Origin of the sequence: Streptomyces sp. NPDC060027, from assembly GCF_042737005.1 — a bacterium.
Taxonomy (GTDB): Bacteria; Actinomycetota; Actinomycetes; order Streptomycetales; family Streptomycetaceae; genus Streptomyces.
The window spans coordinates 1-22,457 of sequence record NZ_JBHWVI010000147.1; the positions used below are offsets into that span (position 1 = coordinate 1).

17 protein-coding genes are annotated in these 22,457 nt (G+C 73.1%); 6 read left to right on the forward strand and 11 right to left on the reverse strand.

All coding sequences use genetic code 11. The annotated features are described in order from the left end of the window. Nucleotides 1-109: 109 nt before the first annotated feature. The 9 genes from ACFWBT_RS29355 to ACFWBT_RS29395 form a co-directional block, all read right to left on the reverse strand. Complete coding sequence (locus ACFWBT_RS29355) at nucleotides 110-1,861, reverse strand: FAD-dependent monooxygenase (protein ID WP_385705771.1); 1,752 nt, start codon at nucleotides 1,859-1,861, stop codon at nucleotides 110-112. 207 nt (nucleotides 1,862-2,068) lie between these two features. After that, a complete protein-coding gene (locus ACFWBT_RS29360; protein ID WP_385705773.1) occupies nucleotides 2,069-2,527 on the reverse strand; it encodes a pyridoxamine 5'-phosphate oxidase family protein in 459 nt (152 codons plus the stop codon). Between the two features lie 16 nt (nucleotides 2,528-2,543). Next, a complete protein-coding gene (locus ACFWBT_RS29365; RefSeq protein WP_385705775.1) occupies nucleotides 2,544-3,719 on the reverse strand; it encodes a threonine aldolase family protein in 1,176 nt (391 codons plus the stop codon). Between the two features lie 132 nt (nucleotides 3,720-3,851). Then, nucleotides 3,852-5,477, reverse strand: a complete 1,626-nt coding sequence (locus ACFWBT_RS29370) for an aldehyde dehydrogenase family protein (protein WP_385705777.1) — start codon at nucleotides 5,475-5,477, stop codon at nucleotides 3,852-3,854. Beyond that, entirely contained in the window at nucleotides 5,474-6,571 is a 1,098-nt protein-coding gene (locus ACFWBT_RS29375) for a hypothetical protein (RefSeq protein ID WP_385705779.1), read from the reverse strand. The genes ACFWBT_RS29370 and ACFWBT_RS29375 overlap by 4 nt, the downstream gene beginning before the upstream one ends. Further along, nucleotides 6,513-8,354 carry an asparagine synthetase B family protein gene (locus ACFWBT_RS29380; RefSeq protein ID WP_385705781.1) on the reverse strand — a complete coding sequence of 614 codons (1,842 nt, stop codon included), beginning with the start codon at nucleotides 8,352-8,354 and terminating at the stop codon, nucleotides 6,513-6,515. The genes ACFWBT_RS29375 and ACFWBT_RS29380 overlap by 59 nt, the downstream gene beginning before the upstream one ends. Beyond that, complete coding sequence (locus tag ACFWBT_RS29385) at nucleotides 8,342-9,355, reverse strand: alpha/beta hydrolase-fold protein (RefSeq protein ID WP_385705783.1); 1,014 nt, start codon at nucleotides 9,353-9,355, stop codon at nucleotides 8,342-8,344. The genes ACFWBT_RS29380 and ACFWBT_RS29385 overlap by 13 nt, the downstream gene beginning before the upstream one ends. After that, nucleotides 9,352-10,758 carry an MBL fold metallo-hydrolase gene (locus ACFWBT_RS29390; RefSeq protein ID WP_385705785.1) on the reverse strand — a complete coding sequence of 469 codons (1,407 nt, stop codon included), beginning with the start codon at nucleotides 10,756-10,758 and terminating at the stop codon, nucleotides 9,352-9,354. The genes ACFWBT_RS29385 and ACFWBT_RS29390 overlap by 4 nt, the downstream gene beginning before the upstream one ends. Then, nucleotides 10,758-12,125 carry a formylglycine-generating enzyme family protein gene (locus ACFWBT_RS29395; RefSeq protein WP_385705787.1) on the reverse strand — a complete coding sequence of 456 codons (1,368 nt, stop codon included), beginning with the start codon at nucleotides 12,123-12,125 and terminating at the stop codon, nucleotides 10,758-10,760. Before ACFWBT_RS29395 ends, ACFWBT_RS29390 begins: the two co-directional genes overlap by 1 nt. 315 nt (nucleotides 12,126-12,440) lie before the next feature. Between ACFWBT_RS29395 and ACFWBT_RS29400 the strand changes: the two genes are divergently transcribed. After that, nucleotides 12,441-13,238 (forward strand): phytanoyl-CoA dioxygenase family protein, encoded by a 798-nt coding sequence (locus ACFWBT_RS29400; RefSeq protein WP_385705789.1) that lies wholly within the window; start codon nucleotides 12,441-12,443, stop codon nucleotides 13,236-13,238. A 31-nt stretch (nucleotides 13,239-13,269) separates the two neighbouring features. On the opposite strand, the gene ACFWBT_RS29405 is transcribed toward ACFWBT_RS29400, so the two are convergent. Next, nucleotides 13,270-14,550, reverse strand: coding sequence for an ATP-grasp domain-containing protein (locus tag ACFWBT_RS29405; protein ID WP_385705790.1), 1,281 nt, complete (start codon nucleotides 14,548-14,550; stop codon nucleotides 13,270-13,272). A gap of 78 nt (nucleotides 14,551-14,628) precedes the next feature. Between ACFWBT_RS29405 and ACFWBT_RS29410 the strand changes: the two genes are divergently transcribed. Further along, nucleotides 14,629-15,933, forward strand: a complete 1,305-nt coding sequence (locus ACFWBT_RS29410) for an MFS transporter (RefSeq protein WP_385705792.1) — start codon at nucleotides 14,629-14,631, stop codon at nucleotides 15,931-15,933. A 77-nt stretch (nucleotides 15,934-16,010) separates the two neighbouring features. Beyond that, nucleotides 16,011-17,426: a nucleotide disphospho-sugar-binding domain-containing protein gene (locus tag ACFWBT_RS29415; RefSeq protein WP_385705794.1), complete on the forward strand. Its 1,416-nt coding sequence runs from the start codon at nucleotides 16,011-16,013 to the stop codon at nucleotides 17,424-17,426. 102 nt (nucleotides 17,427-17,528) lie between these two features. Here the strand turns inward: ACFWBT_RS29415 and ACFWBT_RS29420 are convergent, their stop codons facing one another. Beyond that, nucleotides 17,529-19,079, reverse strand: a complete 1,551-nt coding sequence (locus ACFWBT_RS29420; protein ID WP_385705795.1) for an alpha/beta fold hydrolase — start codon at nucleotides 19,077-19,079, stop codon at nucleotides 17,529-17,531. Between the two features lie 166 nt (nucleotides 19,080-19,245). Here ACFWBT_RS29420 and ACFWBT_RS29425 point away from each other — a divergent pair, with 166 nt between their 5' ends. The 3 genes from ACFWBT_RS29425 (at nucleotide 19,246) to ACFWBT_RS29435 (ending at nucleotide 22,239) form a co-directional block, all read left to right on the forward strand. After that, entirely contained in the window at nucleotides 19,246-19,599 is a 354-nt protein-coding gene (locus ACFWBT_RS29425) for a VOC family protein (RefSeq protein WP_266766265.1), read from the forward strand. 274 nt (nucleotides 19,600-19,873) lie between these two features. Continuing rightward, nucleotides 19,874-20,854 carry a dTDP-glucose 4,6-dehydratase gene (gene rfbB / locus ACFWBT_RS29430; RefSeq protein WP_385705798.1) on the forward strand — a complete coding sequence of 327 codons (981 nt, stop codon included), beginning with the start codon at nucleotides 19,874-19,876 and terminating at the stop codon, nucleotides 20,852-20,854. Then, nucleotides 20,851-22,239, forward strand: a complete 1,389-nt coding sequence (locus tag ACFWBT_RS29435; protein ID WP_385705800.1) for an NDP-hexose 2,3-dehydratase family protein — start codon at nucleotides 20,851-20,853, stop codon at nucleotides 22,237-22,239. Before rfbB ends, ACFWBT_RS29435 begins: the two co-directional genes overlap by 4 nt. The last annotated feature ends 218 nt before the right edge of the window (nucleotides 22,240-22,457 follow it).

Sequence of the window (22,457 nt, forward strand, 5' to 3'; positions counted from 1 at the left end):
AGACAGTGCCCGGTGATCGGGCACGGCCCCCCTTTTTCGTGTTCCCCGGCGCGTTTTGCCCGGCGTGTGTTTCCCGGTGCGTGTTCCCGGCGTGGTTTGCCCGGCGTGTTCAGCGGTCCAGGAGGGCGGCGAAGACCTCGGTGAGGATCTGCTCGGGGTCCTCGCCGGCGCCGGTGGCGCGCCAGGCGATGTGCTGGTCGGGGCGTACCAGGAGCGCGCCGGCGTCGGTGATCTCCCGGACGGTCTCCCATCCGCCGTCCACGTCGGCGAACTCGGCGCCGGCACCGATGCGGGCCGTGCTGACGGTCAGGGAGAACTTCTGCGCCGCCTTCGCGGCCGCCTCGCACCACGGTGTGCCCTGCGGGCCGGTGATCAGGGTGAAGGCGGTCGGGGTGGTGAGGTCGTGGGTGGACAGGCGTTCACCGTCCCGGGTGATCCAGGCGTGCGGCAGCCGGTGTCCGGGGCGGGACGTGGGCCGGTGCTCATCGCGCATGGGGACGCGTGCGGGCGGCTCGCTGCCGTCGGGGACGATCGCGCCCTGTTCGTAGGCGAAGCCGACCTCCATGTCGAGCGCCTGGCATCCGCCGCGGTGGGTGTGGAACATCTCCAGGGCGCGGGTCCGCACGGTGTCCCCGAGCGGGGACGGGTCGAAGTAGGACTCCAGCCGCTGTCCGCGGCGCCCGGCGGGGATGTTGTGGCCCACCCCGATGGCGTCCATGAGGGCCTGGTGGTGGACGGCGGCGGAGGTCGCCCAGTCGACGTTCTCCCGGCCCACGGGCCGGCGTTCGGCCTCGTAGGTGTCGATCAGGCTGTCGGGGGCGCGGCCGCTGAGCACCGCGGCCAGCTTCCACGCGAGGTTGTGGACGTCCTGGATGCCGGTGTTGAGGCCGAGTCCGACGGCGGGCGGCTGGCGGTGCGCGGCGTCACCGGCGATCAGTACCCGGCCGACCCGGTAGCGGTCGGCGAGGTGCGCGTGCACGATCCAGTCCGTCACCTTGTGCACGGTCACCTCCAGGTCCGGCAGGCCCAGGAGTTCACGGATGCGGGGTATGACCGTCTCGGTGTCCCAGCGGCCGGGCGGGCCGGGGGCGAAGTGCAGGCCCCACTGCTCGCAGGCCTTGCCCCAGCTCGGTCCCATCTCGATGAGGTTGCTGGACAGGTCGGGGTCCTCGGGGCTGAGGAAGTGCGTGATGAGCGTGCCTTCCTCCCACCACGGGGACAGGTCGGCGGAGAAGTACGCGGTGGTGGTGTTGACCAGTGATGGCGGTCCCTCCATGCGGATGCCGACCGCGGGTCCGACCATGCGTCCGCCGTCGGCGCCGATGAGGTACTGCGCCTTGACGGTGGTGGTCTCACCGGTCTCCGTGTCGCGGATCTCGGCCAGGACGTGGTCGCCCTCGTCGGAGAACCCGGTCACCTCGTGGTGGAACAGGACGCGGCCGGGGCCGCGCTGTTCCGCGTGGCGGCGCAGGATCGGCTCCAGCCACATCTGCGGCAGTTTGGCGGGCAGGACGGGCCCGACCTTCGCGTAGCTCTCGCGCAGTGCGCCCCCGCCGAAGGCATCCATCTCATGGATCAGGCGGCGGTCCATCGGCCCGTCGCCCGCGAGCGTGGTCTGCCAGCGCACCTTGCCGAACAGTTCCAGCGGCGCCGCCTCGGCGAACACGTCGTCGGCGATGCCGTGCCGGCGGAAGATCTCCATCGTGCGCTGGTTGAGATAGTGCGCCTTCGGAATCCTCGATGTGTCCGGGTGCCGTTCCACCAGCAGATGATCGACGCCCTGGTCGGACAGGAAGACGGAGGCGGACAGGCCGCATCCGCCGCCGCCGACGATCAGGACCGGAACCTCGATGGCTCCCATATTCGCCCCTCCAGGATTGACAGATGCCTTGCCTGTCGCAGCCTGTCAAAGCGCTCTTCAGCGCCGGTCAAGAACGACTGGACCTCGCCGCCGCCGGCCACGCACGGCCGGTCGGCTGACCGGCCGCACGGCCGACCGGCCGACGGCGGCCCGGCGACAGCGACGGTGAGGGGCGGGCGGCGGCGAGGGGCCGGGGTGCCCGGGTGGTCAGTCGAGCCAGGCGCCGTCGCGCATGAGGGTGCGTCCCGCCAGTTCGTTCGCCTCCCGCCAGGCCTGGACGCGGCGCGGCCGGATCCGGAAGTACTGGTAGGGCGCGTCGGTCTCCTGGCGCGGGTCGAAGCCGGTCTTGGCCGCGAACGCGTCGGCCGCCTTGTCGCCGAGGTCGGCGATGTCCACCGGTTCCGCGACGCCGTCGACGATCACGACGTCGCGGGTCGGGCCGAGGCCCAGGCGCACCTGGGCGTCGGCCAGCAGGTTGCGGCCGGTGACCGAGGTCCGCGGCGTCGAGACGAGGAACGCGGTCCCGTCCCAGAGGTAGGAGAGCGGGACGAGGTGGACGCCGCCGGAGGCGCCCGCGGTCGCGACCCACAGGTCGACGTCGTTCTCCAGCCTCGCGCGGGTGTCGCGCAGCCGCTCCTGCGGTCCACGCGGTGGCACGTCCGTCATGTCTTCCTCCAGGGTGTCAGGGAGAGCTCCCCGTACGGGAGTTCTCCGTCGGCCGTCGGCCGGCCCCGGCGGCCACGGCCGTCACGGCGCCGACGGCCTCGCGCACACCGATCATGTCGTGTGCGCGGTGCGTCACGAAGCGCACATGATGGTTGGGCAGCGGCAGGACGCGCACGTTGTGGCCGGCCAGGCGCGCGGCGCACTCCTGCGCGCTCAGCCCGGCCAGGCGCGCCATGACCATGTTGGTCGGCCGGGGCGGGCGCATGACCGTGACGCCGGGCAGCGCGGCGAGGCCGTCGGCGAGCGCGGCGGCCCTTCGGTGGTCGGCGGCCAGGTCGGGCAGGCGGCGAAGCGCGATCAGCGCGGGCGCGGCGACGACTCCCGCCTGGTGCAGGGAGCCGCCCAGCCATCCCCTCAGCTCGCGGGCGTACGCGATGTACGCGGACGTTCCGCACAGCAGAGCGCCGGCCGGTGCGCCGAGCCCTTTGGAGACCGAGAAGGCGATGCTGTCCGCGGGTCCGGCGAGCTGGGCGGGCGGGACGTCCAGGGCCACGGCCGCGTTCGCGAGGCGGGCGCCGTCGAGGTGGAAGTGCGCGCCGTGGCGGTGGGCCAGCGCGGCCACCGCGCGCGTCGCCGCGGCGTCCAGGGCGTTGCCGGCGTGCATCATGCTCGTGTTCTCCACACAGACCACGGTCGGCCGGCCGGCCGGGGCGGACAGCAGCGCGGCCAGCGCGTCGAGGTCGGGCAGGCCGTCGAAGTGCTGGGCCACCGGCGTCAGTTCGATGCGGGCGAAGCGGCGCAGTCCGGCCGATTCGAGGAACGCCATGTGGGTGCCGGCGCCGGCGATCAGGCGCGGCGGCGGGGTGCCGGGGCCGAACGCGGCGAGCGGGGCGAGCAGGTTCGCCATCGTGCCGGTGGGGGTGAGCAGGGCGGCCTCGGTGCCCAGCATTCGGGCCGCCCGCTGTTCGAGGAGGGCGACGGTGGGGTCGTCGCCGTACACGTCGTCGCCGACCTCGGCCCGGGCCATCGCCGCGCGCATCCGCGCGTCCGGCACGGTGCGGGTGTCGCTGCGGAAGTCGAGCCGCGGGCAGGCGGGTTGCGCTGTGGGGAGCCGTGGGGTGGCGGGGTGGCGGGAGAGACGGTCCCGGGTCGCAGGCCGCCGGGTGGAGGGCCGGAAGGCCGAGGGCTGCACGGTCGAGGACCGTGAGGCGGCGGGCCGCGGGGTCGGGGGCTGCGCGGCGGGGGGCGGCGGGGAGGCGGGGGGCTGGATCAAGGGCTGCCCGGCCGGGGGCTGTCGGGCGGCGGCGGGGCGGGGCATCGTGGTCTACCGTCCCGGCCGGTGGGCCACCCAGACGGCGCGGGGCCGGGTGTAGCCCTCCACCGCGTGGATGCCCAGTTCGCGGCCGTAGCCGGACTGGCCCATGCCCGAGACGCTGACGGTCTCCTCGGTGTCGCCCCAGGTGTTGACCCACACCATGCCGGCGCGCAGGGCCCGGCCGAAGTGCTCGGCCCGGTCGGCGTCGCCGGTCCAGACCGAGGCCGACAGGCCGTACGCGGTGTCGTGGGCGAGGTCCAGGGCCTGGGCGTCGGTGTCGAACGCCGCGACGGACAGCACCGGGGCGAAGAGTTCCTCGCGCCAGGCGCGGGTGTCGAAGGGGGCGCCGTCCACGATGACCGGGTGGACGTAGAAGCCGCCGTCGAGATCGCTTCGGACCTCGCGGCGGCCGGGCGGCAGGATCACCCGCGCCCCCCGTTCCGCCGCCTCCTTCACCGCCTCGGCGGCGCGGTCGGCGGCCGCCCGGCTGATCAGCGGGCCGAGATCGGTGCGGGGGTCCTGGGGCGGGCCGACGCACAGGGCGCCGGCGAGTTCGGCGACGCGGGCGACGAACTCCTCGTGCACGGCCCGGTCGACGATCAGGCGGGTCCCGGCCACGCACATCTGGCCGGTGTTGCCGGTGAAGCCGGCGACGACCGCCCGCGCGGCCGCGTCCAGGTCGGCGTCGGGGAAGACCACGACGGGGCTCTTGCCGCCCAGTTCCAGGGAGACGGGCTTGAGGCCGTCCGCGCAGCGCCGGGCGACCTCGCGGCCCGCCGCCGTCGAGCCGGTGAAGGAGACCATGCCGACCGCCGCGTGCTCGCACAGCAGCCGGCCCGTCTCCGCTCCGCCGTGGACGGCGCTGAGCACGCCGGGGGGCAGCAGGCCGTCGGCGCTCTCGACCAGGCGGCGGACGGACAGCGGTGTCTCGGGTGCCGGTTTGACGACGACCGTGTTGCCGTACGCGAGCGCCGCGGCGATCTTCCAGACGGCCAGCAGGAGGGGGTAGTTGTTCGGGCAGATCGCCGCGCACACGCCCACCGGGACCCGGTCGGTGTAGGTGCGCAGGCCGGGGGCGGCCGGGTGGGTCTCCCCCACCGGGTAGCGGGCGGCGGCGGCGAACCAGTCGACGACGTCGGCGGCGAAGGCCACCTCGGCGGTGGCGCGGGCCGTGGGCTTGCCCGCGTTGCCGCGTTCCAGTGCCGCGAGGTGGTCGCGGTCCTCGCGCAGCAGTCCGGCGAGTTCGCGCAGCAGTCCTGCGCGGCGGGCCGGGGAGGTGTCGGCCCAGACCGTGCGGAACGCGGTGTCCGCGCGGGCCACGGCGTCGGCGACGCCGGGCGCGTCGGTGTCGGGCAGGCGGGTGAGGACGCGGCCGGTGGCGGGGTCGACGACGGCCCGCCCCCGCGAGGCGTCCCGGTCCGGGCGGCCGTTGACGGCATCGCCGGTCACGGGTCCGGGGACCGGCCGCTTCGGTGAACTCCCCTTGCCCGGGCGGGTGGTGGCGGCACGGTGACGGTCCGCACCGCCGGTCACGGGTCCGGGGACCGGCCCTCGCGGTGAACTCCCCTCTTCGGCGCGGGTGTCGGCGGAGCCTTCGGTGACGGGGGCGAGGGCCGGGTGCTCCTGCCCGCTCATCCCAGCACCTCCGCGTTGCCGGCCAGGCGCAGTCCGGCGTCGATGTGGGTGAGCAGGGTGAAGAACGTCTCGCGTCCCAGGTCTTTGCCGGCGCTGGACAGGAGCCTGAGGTCGTAGCCGTCGGGGTGCTGCCACCAGGCGTCGCAGGCCCCGAACTCGGCGCTGAGGCAGCCGAGATGGACCGGGCGGCCGCCGAGGTCGCGGGTCTCTTCGGTGGCGGGGTGCTTGTCGCGGCGCGGCGGGAAGTGGAGGCGTCCGCCGCCGGTGCGCTGGGCGGTCAGGCGCAGTTCGCCGCCGGCCGGGGTGGCGTAGACGACGTCGAGTTCGCGGACGGTGGCGCCGTCGCCGAAGACGGCGGCGCTGTCGGCGTGAAAGGGGCCTGCGGCGAGCGGGATTCCCTGTTTGCCGAGGAAGGCGGTGAGGTCGGCCGAGGGGATCCAGTGGCCCTCGTGCGTGCGTCCGCGCCGCTGGAAGTCGAAGACGCCGGTGGGCACCGCGACCGTCTCGGCCGGGTGGCGGGCCCAGTAGCTGAGTTCGGAGAACGGGGTGGCCAGTATCCGGGGCAGTGCCTCGGGCACGGCGGGGCGCAGGGCGGCGTACAGGGCGGTGATCTCGTCGTCGGTGAACTCGCCTTCCAGTACGGAGAGTTCGACGGTGGTACGGGCCATGCGGGCGCTGCCGGCGCGGTGGCCGAGGTAGTCGATGCCGAGCCAGACGACGCGGTCCTGGCCGATCTCGTGGGGGCGGGTCTCGCTGCCCCACAGGCAGGGGTGGTCGGCGGCGGGGAAGGCCCAGTCGTAGAGGAACTGCTTGAGGCGCAGCCTGCGTCCGCCGCCGGAGATCTCGGTGCGGTAGCCCGAGGGGTTGGCGTCGCTCCAGGGGGTGCGGCCGGTGGTGTCGACGCGGCCGGGGGGTGCCTCGCGGCGCAGGGTGCCGGTGCGGGTGTCGCAGCCCCGGGGCAGTTCGGCGGGCTGCCAGAGCACGAAGGTGCACCAGGGCTGGGCGCGGGTCTCGTCCAGCACCGGGGGGACGGGGTCAAGGTCGGCCGCGTGGTGCAGGGCCTGCGGGCGCCATCGGGGGACGGAGGGGCTCACCGTGACTCCTCGGGTGGGTTGCGAGCTGTGTGAGGTGGTCGGTCCAGGCGGAGGCCGATGCCAGGAACATCCATTCGCCGACGCCGAGTTCGGCGCGCAGGGCGGCCGGGGGTGCGGGCAGGCCGAAGGGGCTGCCCAGGGCGTCGGCGAGTTCGGTCAGGCGCCGGGTGTATCCGGGGTCGGCGGGGCTGGGGAAGCCCTGTTTGCGGCGGGCGCGCACGGAGTCGGGCAGCAGGTCGGCGAGGGCTGCTTTGAGGAGGCCTTTGTGAGTGCCGGGCTGGTTGGTGTCCTTGAGGTGTTCGGGGCAGCGGAAGGCCAGTTCGGTCAGGGTGACGTCCTGGAAGACGGGCCGGTCCTCCAGGGTGAAGGTGGCCGAGGTGGCGTCCACCATGTCGTTGACGTAGACCAGGAAGCGGCGCATCAGGTGGTGCCGGCCGCGTTTGAGGGGGGAGGCGGTCTTGAGCGCCCGGTATTCGTCCAGGGTGCGTTCCCACACCCGGTCGGTCACCGTCGTCATGTCGACGTCGAGTTCGTGGGCCATCCAGCTGATGAGGCCGGCCCAGACGGGCCGTTCGTCGGCGTGCAGGCGGTGGGTGAGGTAGTGGCGTCCGTGGATGTAGGTGGGGGCGTAGGGGTCGACGACGGGGAAGTAGCGGCCGGCCTGGTATCCCCAGAGTTCGTCGGCTCCGTGTCCGGAGTAGACGACGACGTTCTTGTCGTCGGCGATGGTGCGGTAGAGGTGGTGCATCGCCAGTTCGGCGCCGTGCAGCAGCGGCCGCATCAGCCGGGTGGGCAGGACGGGCACCAGGGCGGCGGCGCTGTCGCGGTCCAGGTCGCAGACGGTCAGCGGGACGCCGAGACGGCCGGCGACCTCGGTGGCGTAGGTGACGTCGTCGCCGGAGCCGCCGATGCCGTCCTGGTAGCGCAGCACGTATGCGTCCAGGGGTACTCCGGTGCGGGTCAGGGCGGCCGCGATCGCGGTGCTGTCGACGCCGCCGCTGAGGACCGCGGCACGGGGGACGTCGGACACGGACCGTTGCTGGATCGCCCGGTCGAAGGCGGCCCTGATCTCCTCGGGCTGGATCGGGTCGTCGACCGCGGCGGGTTTCCAGTAGCGGTGGGTGCTGGTGTGGGGGCGGTCCAGGAGGAGGTATTCGGCGGGCTGCAGGGAGTGGATGCCGCGCAGCCAGGTGTGGTCGTCGGCGGCGTCCATCCGGATCCAGGAGCGCAGGACGAATTCCTCGGGGTCGACCTCGGGGGTCACCAGGCCGGTGCGCAGCAGGACGCCCTGTTCCGAGGCGAACAGCAGGGCGCCTTCGGTGACGGTGTAGAAGAGCGGTTTGACGCCGAAGTGGTCGCGGGCCAGGACCACGCGGCCGGTGGTGGTGTCGTGCCAGGCGAGGGCGAACATGCCGTCCAGCGGGCGCAGTGCGGCCCCGGGGTCGTCGTGGCGGCAGATCTGCTGGAGGACGAACTCGGTGTCGCAGGTGGTGCGGCGCGGCCACAGGGGTGGTGCGGGTGAACGGGAGCCGTAGACCTCGCCGTTGTGGACCAGCGTGATGCGGCCGGTGGGGTCGGTCATCGGCTGGTCGCCGGCCTCGGTGCGGTCGCGGACGGCCAGGCGGGTCGCGCACAGCATGACGGTGCCGCACGCGGAGACGTAGGGGGCGCGGGCGGCCTCGCCGCGGTGTGCCATGGCGTCGGTCATGGTCCGGCCCAGGGCGTCCAGCCACGCGGCGTCGCGCCGTCCGTCCAGGCTGATGAAGCCCGCTATGCCGCACACGTGTCGCTCTCCGGTTCCTGCCGGTGCCGCCAGGTCTGCCACAGGTGGGCGAGCGCGTCGGTGAAGACGTGCTCGATGCCGTGGTGGCCGCCCGCGTGTTCCTGGTAGACGTGGGGGACGTGGTGGGTGTCGAGGGCCGCGTGCAGGGCGCGGGCGCCCCAGTGCATGCCGTACTCGTCGCGTTCGCCGACGCTGAGGTGGAGCAGGCCCAGTCGGGTGAGCGGGGCGGTGTGGGCGGCCAGCATGCGGACCGGGTCGTGGGTGAGCCAGCGCCTCCACACCCGGTCGCGGAACAGGCCGGTGACGGGGTCGCAGGGCAGGGCGTCCGCCGGGGTGGTGCCGGGCCGGTCGGCGTAGCACATGCCCATGGCGATGATGCTCATCGCGACCATGAAGGGTCCGTCGTGCGGGCCGCTGTCGCGGCGGGCCAGCAGGGCGTCGACGCCGCCCGCCGCGCGGATGGTGTCGAGGGTGGCGGGCAGCAGCGGCAGATAGCTGTGTTCGAAGCCGGCGTCGGGCGAGCAGGCGATGACCGCTCCGAACAGCGGGGAGGTCATGCCGGCGACGAGGGCTCCGTAGCCGCCGCTGGATTTTCCGCCGACGGCGCGCCAGGCGGGCTGGGGGCGGGTCGCGAAGTGGCGGTCCACTTCGGCGACGACTTCGGCGAGGTAGCCGGCGTAGCGGCCGCAGGCGGCGGAGTCGAGGTACTGCGAGCCGCCGTAGGCGGTGGTGCAGTCGGGGACGACGAGCAGGGCGGGTGGTACCCGGCCGTCGGTCATCGCTTGGTGCAGGCGGTCGGCGACGGATGTGCCGAAGGCCAGGGCCGGGTTGGCGAGGCTCGGGTGGGCGCCGAATCCGGGCAGCCAGTAGATGACGGGGTAGCGGCGCACGCCGTCGTATCCGGGCGGCAGGTGCACCTCGATGCGGCGGTGGTGGGGGTCGCCGAGCGGGTTGCCGCGCAGGCAGGTGCTCTCGTGGTCGAGTACGGCGGGTGTGTTCACGGGGTGTTCGCCTCCCGCAGTGCGCGGTCCACGTGGCGTGTGTAGAAGGACGGGTGGTGGAAGACCGCGGAGAGCAGGACGCCGTCGCTGGCCCACAGGCCAAAAGAGCTGCCGAACAGCAGGTCGGCGTCGAGGAGGGCCTCCAGGGTGCTGGCCGCGGTCTCGGTCCAGCCCTCGCCGCCGGCCAGGTGGGCGCGGGCGGGGCCTTCGCCGAGCCGGGTCACCCGGTCGGCGACCGGGTCGAGGAGGTAGGAGGTCTGGGTGCCGTCGTCCTCGTACAGCGAGATGACGTGGCGGCCGGCGCCGTGGTCCAGGGACCGGTACCAGTAGTCGGTGGCCACCAGGCGGTCCAGGAGTTCGCGCAGCAGGCTTTCGCAGGTGCGGCTCTGGCGGCCGTGGCGGTCGGTGGCGGCGTCGAACGGGGGTACCGGGGTGGCCGGGTCGAGGGTCACCTCGGCGTAGAGCTGGTCGAAGTCGTAGGCGGCGGGCGCGACGGGTCCGTCGGTCAGGGCGGCTTTGCCGTCGCTCACCTCCAGCACCTGGCCCGGGCCCCACAGCAGGCCGTCGCGGCCCAGTTCGCCGAGCCGGCGCAGGGCCTGGACGGGGGTGAAGGGGAACATGGTCCGGTTGCACCAGGAGTAGTCGCGTGCGCCGTCGCCGCTGACGCGCCAGCCGAAGGAGGAGGGCACGGTCACGGCGGCGGGGATCGCCTCGACGTAGCGGTCGAAGGTGGCGGTGGCGCGGGCGCGGACCGCGTCCGGGTCGGCCGGCGGGCGGCGTTCGGTCAGCACGCCGGGCGGCGAGACGCTGTGCGCGGGGACGAGGACGGCGTCCAGCCGCGGCGCGTCGTCGCGGCGGAAGGCGGCCACGGTCGCCTCGTGCAGGAGCGCGTCGCCGCACAGCATGACGGCCGCGTCGGCGGTCTGCACCAGCACGCTCATCTCGGGGAACGGCACGGCCGAGGGGAAGGTCCGCAGGGTCGCCGCGCCCAGGGTGAGGGTGTCGCCCGGGGTCACCGGGTGCAGGTGTTCAAAACCCAGGCGGCGCAGGGTCCAGGCGATCGCCTGGTGTCCGAGCCCGGAGGCGGTCAGCCGCGGCGGTACGGGGCCGGCGGGGTAGATGCAGGTGACGGCGGAGCTCTGGCGGGGGCTGTCGTCGAAGTCCACGTCGGCGCCGTCGGCCAGCTGCCGCAGGGAGGGGAAGTGGTGGTGGTCGAAGTGGTGGTGGCTGAGGACCACGTAGTCGACGCCGTCGTCGAGGACCTGGCGGACCAGGTCGCCGGGCAGCGGCGGGTGGTGTTCCCAGAAGCGGTCCAGGCGCTGGGTGAGCCAGGGGTCGAAGAGGATCCGCTCGCCGCCCGTCTCCAGAAGGACCGCGGCGTGGCCGAGCGAGGTCAGGCGCATCAGGTGCTCGTCTCGTACACGCAGCGGAAGCCGACCTCGTTGTGCCGGTCGGTGATCAGGTCCTTGCCGCGGTAGAAGGTGGTCAGGCAGGTCGGCGGCGAGGTCCAGGTGCCGCCGCGCAGGACGTGGAAGGCGTCCTTGCGGTTCATGAAGTCCAGCGGGTGGCGTCCCTGGAAGAAGGGGTCCATGTCCTGGCCGGTGTAGAAGTTGGTGCGGGTCAGTTCCCACACGTTGCCGGACATCTGCAGCACGCCGTAGGGGCTGGCGCCCTGCGGGAGGGCGTCGGCGGCGAGCACCGGGTGGGCGGGGTCGGTGCCCTGTTCGACGGTGAGCAGCAGCGCTTCGAGGGAGTCGAGGTCGCTCACCTGCTCGCCGAAGGACCGCTCGACGTAGTTCACCTTGGCGGGGTCCCAGTCCTGGCCCCAGGGGTAGCGGCGGCCGTCGGTGCCGCGGGCGGCCTTCTCCCACTGGACCTCGCTGGGCAGGGCGCCGCCGGCCCACTTGGCGAAGGCGTAGGCGTCGTACCAGTCGAGGCCGACGACGGGCAGGCCGGGGGCGTTGAAGCGCGGGTCGTGGGTGTGCGCGGGGCGGTGGGAGCGCTGAAGGGGCTGGTCGGGGTGGTCGAACTCGCCGGAGTCGCCGACCTCGTCGAGGAAGACGCGGTAGCGGGCGTTGGTGACGGTGGTGCGGTCGATGAGGAACGCGGGCACGTCCACGGCGCGCAGGGTGCTGTCGTCCTGGGCCATGCGGAAGGCGTCCGGTTTCTCGTCGGCGCCGATGATCGCCGGGCCGGCGGGCACGAGGACGACGTCGTCGTGGCGGCGGGGGCGGCTGCGCGCGGCGCTGATCGTGGCCCGCATGTCGGTGAAGTACTCGTCCTCCAGGCGGCGCAGTTCGGCGGGGTCGCGGGTGCCGAAGACGGCGATGAGGGCGCGTTTGGTCAGCGCCGCGCCGCAGCCGACGGGCTTGCGCGCCCAGTCGGGCCGGGTGAAGTTGCTGGGCCAGCCGGAGATACGGATGAGGTCGGGGACGGCGGCGGCGATCCGGTACCGGGTGATGACTTTGAGGGCGGTGAAGGCGACCCAGTCGACCGTGTCGTGGGTCGCGGCGGCCACCGCGGTGGCGGCGGCGGGATCGTCCGCGTGGTGGGCGGCCAGCAGCCGCACCGCGCCGGCGCGCACCGGCCACTCGGGGTGGGCCGCCACCAGGCTCGCCAGCAGCGGCACCCCGTCGGCTCCGCGCGCCTTCTGCCCGGCCAGGTCGACGACGCGTTCCACCGAGGCCCAGTAGCGGTCGTCGGTGGAGTCGTCGATCACCAGCAGGTCGGCGGGAAGGTCGATGACGTGGGAAACGCGATTGCCTACCATTTCTGCCTCTCTCGGGACGACGTGCCGCCCGTACGGAATTCCGTACGGGCGGCGCGTACTTCGCTGTCAGAGGGTTACCACTTGCTGGTCTCCTCGTCCGCGTCACGGGTCTCCATAAAGGTGCGGTCGCTCATATTCCACTCCTTCCGCAAATAGCTTTCGATGTGGCCGAACGGCCTCATGGCCCGAGAGGATACGCAGGGCGCCGAAGGCACGGCAACGGCCCATTGTCCGGCTCGTCTTGAACATGAACGGCCTGTGATACATGCGGGTAGGTTCGCGGGTGATCCGATGTCAAGAGAGGGAGGACGAGAAATGGTGGAGACTGATTCCGGGGGAATACGCGAGAACGGATTCGTGCGGCTTCCGGGGCTCGCGGCCGGTGACGCGCTGGTGCGGCTGCGGCGGGCGGTGGGCGCGCTGGAGGACCTCACCCGCGACCGTGCCGTCTCGGGCGGGGACTTCGTGCTGGAGGCACCGGGCATCGGCGGCTGGGCGGCCTGGCAGCAGGGGGCCGGGGCGCTGCGGGGGGTGCTGCGCTCGGCCGACCGGATCCATGTGCACGTGCCCGAGTTCGCCGCCGTGCAGCGGTCGCTGGACCTGGCCGGCGGGCCGGTCGCCCGGGCCGCCGGCGCCCCGGGCACGCTGGTCAACTCCTTCCTGTGGGCCAAGCCGCCGGTGGTGGGCTCGGCCAAGCCCTGGCACCAGGACATGGCGTTCGCGCCGCCCGGCTTCGACCCGCGGGAGCACGGCATCGTGACGGTGTGGGTCGCGCTGGAGCCGGCCACCGTCCGCAACGGCTGCTTGGAGTTCCTGCCCGGCTCGCACCTGCTCGGGCTGCTCCCGCACTCCGGGGACAGCGAGCGGCTGCCGGGCCAGGCGCCGCTTCGGCGGGCGACGGAGCCGCATGTGGCCGACGAGCACCTGCCGGACACGGACAAGGCGGTGGTGATGGAGCTGGAGCCGGGGTCGGCCGTCCTGTTCGACGGGCTGGTGCTGCACCGCTCGGCGCCCAACACGACGGCGGCGCAGCCGCGCACCGCGGTCAGCTTCGTCTACCGGGTGCCACGGCCGGCGTGGTCGCGCCCGGCGCCGGCCGGCGCGGGGCGGTGATGTTCAACTGCTGCCGGGCGGCGGTCGAACGCTACGGCCGGGAGCCCGTGTCGTCCAGGACGTAGAAGCCGGTGCCGTCGAGGTGGCGGATGGTGTTCAGGTCGCGCTGCACGACCTCCTCGAGGTCGTGCAGCAGCGTCACGATGACCGGGTAGGTCAGGTCGTCGACGGTGGGGACGATGTCCTGGCCCGGTTTGACCGGGGTCGCCAGGGCGTGGAAGCTCTCCAGCCGCTGGATCTCCTCGATGCCCCGGTACTGGCTGAGCACGCCCTGGACCGGCGAGACCATGCCGGCGATCGCGCAATGGCGGCGCAGGGTGTACGGGCGCTGGGCGCGGGCGTGGAACCGTTCGGGACGCAGGTACGCCTCGACGGTCCACTCCAGCTGCGAGGCGCCGATGCCCAGGCCGGCGCTGGCCGGGATGCCGCCGCCGGCGATCCGGGCGCCGGCCTCGACCAGGCACGGTCCGGCGGGAGTCATCCTGATCTCCACGTGCGCGGGGCCGTGGCGGATGCCCAGGGCGTCCAGGACCTGGAAGGCGTAGTGGCTCAGCGGTGCGACGGCCCGGTCGCCGGAGTCGGTCAGCGCGAGGGCGTCGCACAGGTCGACGACGCCGTTGGCGCTGACGCGGCTGGTGCGCCAGATGTCGCAGACGTGGTGGCGGCCGTCCCGGCTGACGGTGTTGACCATGTACTCGGTGCCCGGGAGGTACTCCTGCGCCACGGCCCCGTCGTTGGCCCGGGAGAAGACGTCGTCGGTGCCGGCCAGGGAACGGAACGCGGCGGTGGACTCCTCGGGTGTGTCGCAGAAGGAGACGCCCTGGCTGCCGGCGCTGCGCAGCGGTTTGACGACGACGCGTCCGCCCAGTTCGCGGTGCCAGGCGGCCAGTTCGGCGGCGTCGGTGACCCGCAGCTGCCGGGCCGCGCGCAGGCCGGCGGCGCGCACGGTCTCGATCATGACGTGCTTGTCGCGCCGTGCGGTGCTCAGGGCGGTTCCGTTGCCGGGCAGGCCGAGCCGCTCGGCGAGCAGGTCCGCGAACTCCACCCCGGACTCGCCGCCCGAGACCACCGCGAGGGGGGTGAACGCCGCGACGGCGGTGAGGGTGGCCGCCACGTCGCCGTCGTGGACGATGTCGGCGACGAAGTCGTCGCGGACGAAAGGCGCCGACCGGTACACGAACGGAACGTCGCGTGTGCTTTGCACACGGACGACCGAACATCCCTGCTTCTTGAATTCAAGAACGAGTGAACGGACGGCGGCATAGGCATCGACCATCACGATGCACGGGCTGTTCCCGGTGGTTGCTGTCATATGTTCACGATAGGCAGGGGCCTCTCTCGCTGAAATGTGTTCATCTCTGGCATCCTCCGGCCCCTGGAGGGGTACGTGATGACATCGACTTTTCTTCCCGCGGTACACCGTTCACCGAATTTCACTCCCGTATTGCTGTTCGTCAACGCGTGCGGGAGTTTTCTGCTTCTGGTGAGCCTGTCCACGCACGTGGGATCGGTCACCGGTTCGGGGCTGCTGGCCGGGGCCGTGCTGAGTGCGCCGTGGCTGCCCGCGCTGCTGCTGGCCCATCCGCTGAACTCGCTGCTGCGCCGGCGCGCCCCGGAGCACCTGGTGCGGGCGGCCGAGGCCGCGAGTCTCGTCCTGACGCTGGCCGCCCTGGCGGTGCCGGGCCGCGCGCTGCTGGCGGTGGCCACCGTCCTCGTCCTGGTCCGCGGGTTCTGCGAGGCGCTCACCCGCTCGGCGACCTCGGTCGTGCTGCGTGCCGCCGTCGTCCCCGAGCGGCTGGAGCGCGCCAACACCTTCGCCGAGATCGGCAAGTTGACCGGGGTCAGTGCCGGGGCGGCGCTGGCGGGGCCGGCCGCCGCGGTGCTGCCGCTGCGGGGCCTGGTCGCGGTGAACGCGGCGCTGCTGGTGCTGTCCGCGCTGCTCGCCTGGGCCCTGCCGGCACCCGCCGGCAACGCCCGCGCGAAGGCAGCCGACACCCGGAACACCGAGAACACCGCGGACGCCGAGAACACCGCGGGTGCCGGGGACACCGCGGGTGCCGGGGACGCCGGGGGCGCCGGGGGCGCCGGGGATGCCGGGGGCGGGGTGTCCGCCGGGGGGCTGCGGGTCGAGGACCCGGTGCTGCGCAGGCTGTTCGCCCGGTTCCTGCTGGTGGCGTTCTGGCAGGGGTTCCACACCGTGGCCGTCACCGTGATCCCGCTGCAGGTGCTGGGCGGCGGGACCCGGCTGGTGGGCGTCTTCGTCGCCGTCTCCTCGGTCGCCGTGTTCGCCGGGTCGCTGGCGGCCCTGCCCGCCCAGCGCCACCTCGGGCAGCTGCCCTCGGCCGCGTGGGCGCTGCTGCCGATGCCCTTCCTGCTGGCCGCGCTGCTGGCCGGGCGCACAGCGCCGACGCTGGCGCTGTACGCGCTGTTCCTGGTCCTGTTCGAGGTCGCCTACGTCCACTACAACAACCGGCTGCTGGCGGTGGCCACGGCCGCGCAGCTGCCGGCGGTACTGACGCTGCGGGCCACCCTGCTGCCCCTGGGAGTGGTGGTGTCCATCCTGGCCACGGGCGCGCTGTGCGACCTGGCGGGACCCCTGCCGACGGCGGTGGTGGTCGCCGCTGTCACCTTCGTGGTGACCGCCGCCACCGGTGCCAATGGGCAAACGTGGAGAAGCCCCGTACGGGATACGTGATCAGGATGGCAGGGGCGTCGACGCGTGCCGTCGACCGCGCCACACCCCCCTCGCCCCTGACCCGAAGGAGATCCGCCGTGCGGGTTCTCATCGTGCCGTTCCCGTTCAAGACGCACCTGTTCAACCTGGTTCCGCTGGCGTGGTCGCTGCAGACGGCCGGGCACGAGGTGCGGGTGGCCGGCTGGCCCGATCTCCTGGACGCCGTCGCGGGGGCCGGGCTGACGGGCCTGGGCGTGGGGCCGGGTGAGAGCCCGGAGCTGCGCAGACGGCGCGACGAGCGGCGCCAGGCGGCGGCCGCCGCCCCGTCCGGCGCGCGGAAGTCCCCGCAGGACGGACTCGGCCCGCTGTTCGAACTGGGGCCCGACCGTGCGCGGCTGGGCTGGGAGCAGGTCACCGGGGTGATGGACGACCTGGTGCTGCCGCAGGCCCGGCGGTCCAACGACTCGATGATGGAGGAACTGGTCGCCTTCGCCCAGGCGTGGCGGCCCGATCTGGTGCTGTGGGGGGCGAAGGCGTTCGCGGGCGCGGTGGCCGCCGCCGCGGTCGGGGCCGCGCACGCCCGGGTGCTGTACTCCGTCGACGTCTACTCCCGCATGCGGGAGGACTTCCTGCACGCGCAGGCGCTGCGCCCGCCGCACGACCGCGCCGACCGGCTCGGCGACTGGCTGGCCGGCTGGGCCGGAAAGTACGGCTGCGCGTTCTCCGAGGAGCTGGTGAACGGGCAGTTCACCATCGACCCGCTGCCGGGGGCGTTCCGGCCCGACGAGCGGGCGACGACGCTGCCCATGCAGTGCGTCCCCTACAACGGGCCGGCCGTGGTGCCGCGGTGGATCGCCGAACCGCCGCGGGCGCCGCGGGTCCTGATGACCTTCGGGGACGCGGTCAACGACGGTCCGGTGCGGCAGCTGCTGCCCGTGGAACGGATCCAGGAGATCCTCGACTCGGCGGCCGGCCTGGAGATGGAACTGATCCTGACCCTGCCGCGGGAGTCCCAGGACCGGCTCGACCGGGTGCCGGCCAACACCCGTCTGGTGGAGTCGGTGCCGCTGGCCGACGTCCTGCCGACCTGCGCGGCCATGGTGCATCACGGCGGCACCTGGTCGTTCGGCTGCGCCCTGCGCTACGGCGTGCCGCAACTGCTGGTCAGCCGGGCGTTCGACGTCCCGCTCAAACTCCGCTGCCTGGAACGCTCGGGGGCGGGGCTGGCCATGAAGCCCGCCGAGGCGGACGGGCCGCGGGTGCGGGCCGCGCTGGAGCGGCTGCTCCACGACCAGGGGCTGCGGGCGAACGCCCGGCGGCTGAGCGAGGAGGTGCTGGCCATGCCCTCCCCCAACGAGATGACACGGACCCTGGAGGACCTGGTCGCCGCCCACCGGGCCGGCACGGCGCCCGCGGACGTGCTGCGGTCCGCCGCACTGCCCGCGGGCGTGCCGGGGGCCGGGGCGGTGTCCGCGGGCGTTCTCGGGGCGGGGGCGGTGCCCGCGGTGCGCTGAGTGGAAGCGGCGGCCGGGCGCCGCCCGCAACGGCGGCGGCGGCCGTGGAAGCGGCGGCGGAAGCGGCCCCGCACCCTCAACGGTGCGGGGCCGCTCGGTGGTTCAGGACGCCGGGACCGGGTCCGGGGAGGCCTGGCAGGTCGCGTCGGTCCCCTTGCGGGAGGCGGGACGGGTGCCGTCGCGCAGGTAGTCGCCGACGAAGGTGTTCAGGCAGGCGTTGTTGTTCGCCGACAGGGCCGCGCCGACGTTGTGGCCGCCCTGCTCCAGCACGAGCCGGGAGTTGGGGAACAGCTTGTGCGTGCGTACGGCGCCGGTGGTGCCGTGCGCGGTGTCGAACTCCGGCTGCACCAGCAGGACGTTCACCGAGGGGGCGCCGACCTTCTGCGGACTCTGCGCGGGCACCGGCCAGAACGCGCACGGCGCGTTGTACCAGGCGTTGGTCCAGGTCAGGAAGTGGTTCCCGGCGGCGTACTGGCGGGAGTAATCCTTGTGCCAGCGGCTCCAGTTGCGCGGCTGGGAGGCGTCGGTGCACTGGACGGCGTTGGTCATCGCGTGCCGGTTCTGGTGCGGGAAGCCCGGGTCTGAGTAGGTGGCCCGCAGCGAGGCGGGGTCATGGCGCACCACCCAGTCGGAGAGCACCTTCGCCCGGGAGAGCCAGGTCCAGTTGCGGTAGACGACCGGCTCGAAGACGTCGGCCCACTCGGACGGGCCGATCTTGCCGTCGAGGGGGGCGGCCCCGAGCGCGTCCTGGCCCCGGTAGTAGTTCGCCTCGACCTCGGCCGCGGTGGTGCCCAGGTGGTAGACCGCGTCGTACCGGGCGACCCAGGTGAAGAAGATCCGGGCGTTCGTCTCGGACGTCTCGTTCTTGGCGAGGTTGTTCTTGTACCACTTGCCGTTGGGCCGGGCCACGCTGTCCAGGATCATCCGCTTGACCCGGTGCGGGTACATCGAGGCGTAGACCGAGCCGAGGTAGGTGCCCCAGTCGGTGCCGAAGTAGGTGATCTTCTCCTGGCCGAGCGCGATCCGCATCCGGTCCAGGTCGCGGGCGGCGTCCTTGGTGGTGAGGTGGTTGAGCACGTCGCCGTAGGTGTCGCCGCAGCTCTTGGCGTAGGCGCGGGCCCGGTCGGCCCATTCCTGCTCGGCGGCGGGCGTGGCGGGCACCGAGGCGGGCTGCGCGTGCCCGGGGTAGACGTAGTCGCTGTCGCAGACCACGGACGGTTCGCTGGCGCCGACGCCGCGCGGGTCGAAGCCGATCCAGTCGTAGGCGGCGCCGACGTCCTTGGCCAGCCCGGTGGTGCCCTGGGCGTAGCGGGTGGGCAGGTCGCGGCCGATGCCGCCGGGCCACTGGCCGCGGTTGAGGACCACGGCGCCCTGGTACTGGCTGTCGGGGGCCGTGTGGACGGCCCGGGTCAGCGCCAGGCTGATCTGCCGGCCGCCGGGGGCGGCGTAGTCGAGCGGTACCTGGACCGTGCCGCAGTCCAGGCCCTTGAGCAGGCTGCCGAGGACCGGGTCGGTGTCGGGACACGGCGACCAGGCGATGGTCGAGGCGGCCGGAGCGGCCGGTCGGGCCGTGTCCTTGGCCGCCGCCGGGAGAACGGCCGGCCCCAGCAGACCGGCCACGGCCACCGCTGTGACCCATGCGAGCTTTTTCACGTGATTTCCCCTCCTGAATTCAGCGCGCTCGCAGCCTGGCAAGGGGCTGTCCACTTCGGGTCAAGAGTGGCTGGAAACCCGCTGGAGCGATCGGGTGCGGAGATGCATCGCGGCCGCGGATCTTCCTAGCATGGGGTCACGAAATCCCAACCCCCCAGGAGTGGAAATGGCTGACTCGGCCATTCAGGGAATCAAGACCGTCCTGCATCCCGTGGCGGACGTGGCCGCGGCGAAGAAGGTGTACGCCGCGCTGCTCGGCATCGAGCCGCAGACCGACTCGGAGTTCTATGTCGGCTTCGACCTCGCGGGCCAGCACATCGGGCTGGTGCCGGCCGGGGCGCAGGACATCACCTCGCCGGTCGCCTACTGGCACGTCCCCGACATCGAGGCGAAGCTGGCCGAGGTGACCGCCGCGGGGGCCACGGTCAAGAGCCCCGCCACCGACGTCGGCGGCGGCCGGCTGGTGGCCACGGTCACCGACCTCGACGGCAACGTTCTGGGGCTGCTGCAGGACAGCTGACCCAGCCCGGCACACGCTCAGGCAGTTCTGAAAGCCTCCTCGAGTCCGTTTCGAGGGGGCTTTTAGGTGTGCGGCCTAGCCTCGCCGGACGGGACTGGGTGACAGGCGGTCCCCTCCCCGGGACCGGGGGCCGCGTCGGGCAAAGAATCCGGCGGCCCGAGGACGACCGGGAATCAGGCAGTTCTCCAGCGCGGACCGAGCGGTATCCGTCCCCTCGTCGAAAAGGGAAAAGGCACATGCTTCGAGCGTGGAATTCCGACTGCGATGTGGTCGTATGAGAATCCTCGTCACCGGCGGAGCCGGGTTCATCGGCTCGCACTATGTACGGACCCTGCTCGAAGGGGGCTATCCGGGATTCGAGGACGCGCACGTCACGGTGGTGGACCTGCTGACGTACGCGGGAAACCGCGACAACCTGCCCGCCTCCCATCCGCGGCTCACCTTCGTGCGGGGGGACATCCTCGACCGGGACCTGCTGGCCGGTGTGCTGCGGGGCCAGGACGCGGTGGTGCACTTCGCGGCCGAGAGCCATGTGGACCGTTCGATCGCCAGCGGTGCCGCGTTCGTACGGACCAACGTGGAGGGCACCCAGGCGCTGCTGGAGGCGTGCCTGGCGGCCGGTGTCGGGCGGGTGGTGCACATCTCGACGGACGAGGTGTACGGCTCCATCGAGGAGGGGGTGTGGACGGAGCAGTCCCCGCTGCTGCCCAACTCCCCCTACGCGGCGTCCAAGGCGGCCTCCGACCTCATCGCCCTGGCCTATTTCCGCACCCACCGCCTGGACGTCTCGGTCACCCGCTGTTCCAACAACTACGGCCCCTACCAGCACCCCGAGAAGTTCATCCCGCTCGCCATCACCCGGCTGCTCGAAGGACAGCCCGTCCCCGTCTACGGCGACGGGGGCCAGGTCCGCGAGTGGCTGCACGTGGACGACCACTGCCGGGCCGTGCACCGGGTCCTGACCCGGGGCAGGGCCGGCGAGGTCTACAACATCGGCGCCGGCACCGCTCTGGCGAACCTGGCGCTGGCCCACCGGCTCGCCGAACTGTGCGGAGCACGGCCGGACATGATCCGCCACGTCACCGACCGCAAGGGCCACGACCGGCGCTACGCCCTGGACCAGGGCAGGATCGAGCGGGAGCTCGGCCATCTGCCGCTCACCTCCTTCGACACCGGCCTGGCGGAGACCGTCGCCTGGTACCGCGACAACCCGCAGTGGTGGAAGCAGGCCGCGGACCAGGACGGCCGGCGATGAGCGCCCCGGCGCGGCTGGTCCCCCGCTCCGGGGCCGGGATCCGCGAGAGGCTGGCCCGGTCGGCCGCGACGGCCGACGGCGTCCACATGGCGGCATCCGACGTGCCGGGCTGGCTGGAGCGGGTCCGGCGCTCGGGCGGGACGACGGTCCGGCGCATCCCGTTCGCCGGACTCGACCACTGGTCGTTCGCGCCGGACACCGGCGACCTGCGGCACCGGTCGGGACGCTTCTTCACCATCGAGGGCCTGCACGTCGAACGGCCCGGCACCCAGTGGCAGCAGCCGATCATCGTGCAGCCGGAGATCGGCATCCTGGGCATCCTGGCCAAGGAGTTCGACGGGGTCCTGCACTTCCTCATGCAGGCGAAGATGGAACCCGGCAACCCCAACCTGGTGCAGCTCTCCCCCACCGTGCAGGCCACCCGCAGCAACTACACCAAGGCCCACGGCGGGACGGCGGTGAAGTACCTGGAGCACTTCGTCGAACCCGGCCGGGAGCGGGTGCTCACCGATGTCCTGCAGTCCGAGCACGGCGCCTGGTTCTACCGCAAACGCAACCGCAACATGATCGTCGAGACGGACGGCGACGTCCCCGCCGACGACGCGTTCCGCTGGCTCACCCTGGGGCAGATCACGCAGCTGCTGCGCCGGGACAACATCGTGAACATGGACGCGCGCACCGTGCTGGCGAGCGCCCCGACCGCGCCCGCCGAACCCCGGGCGCTGTCCTCCGACTCCGGCCTGCTGGCCTGGTTCACCGCGGAACGGGCCCGCCAGGACGTGCGCGTGCGCCGTATGCCGCTGCGCGAGGTCGCCGGATGGCAGGCCGACGAGCACGCCATCGGCCGGGCCGACGGCCGGTTCTTCAAGGTGGTGGCGGTGTCGGTCGAGGGCGCGGGCCGTGAGGTCGCCGGCTGGACCCAGCCGATCATCGAACCGGTGGAGAGCGGGATCGTCGGCTTCGCCCACCGCGTCTTCGACGGCGTCCCGCACGTCCTGGTGCACGCCCGCGTGGAGGGCGGCTTCCTCGACACCGCCGAGCTCGCGCCGACCGTGCAGTGCGCTCCGGCGAACTACCCCCCGTCGGTCCCCGGGCCGCGCCCGCCGTTCCTCGACCTGATGCTGGACGCGCCCGAGGACCGCGTCCGGTACTCGGCCGTCCACTCCGAGGAGGGCGGCCGGTTCCTGAACGCCGAGAGCCGCTATCTGATCGTCGACACCGACGAGGCCACCACGCCCGCGCAGCCGCCGCCGGGCTTCCACTGGGTCACCCCCGGACAGCTGAACTGGCTCGCCGGGCACAGCCGTTACGTCAACGTGCAGGCCAGAACACTGCTCGCCGTCCTCACCACCGGCGCGGCCGGCCGCACCCCGCGGGCCGCCTGAGCCGGTCCCGGATCCCGTACGAGCCGGGGTGACTCCCGTGGGCCCGCACCCGTGCGCGGCCCACGGGAGTCCGGCATGTCCGCACGGCCGACGGATACCGAAAGGTGCCGAAGAGTGCCGACGGGTGCCGGTGCGGGCCCGCGGGCCGGGCCGGGACGGGTCCGGTGGATACCCCGGGCGGGTGCGGCCGGTGCATGCCCGAGGCCCTGTCCGGCGGC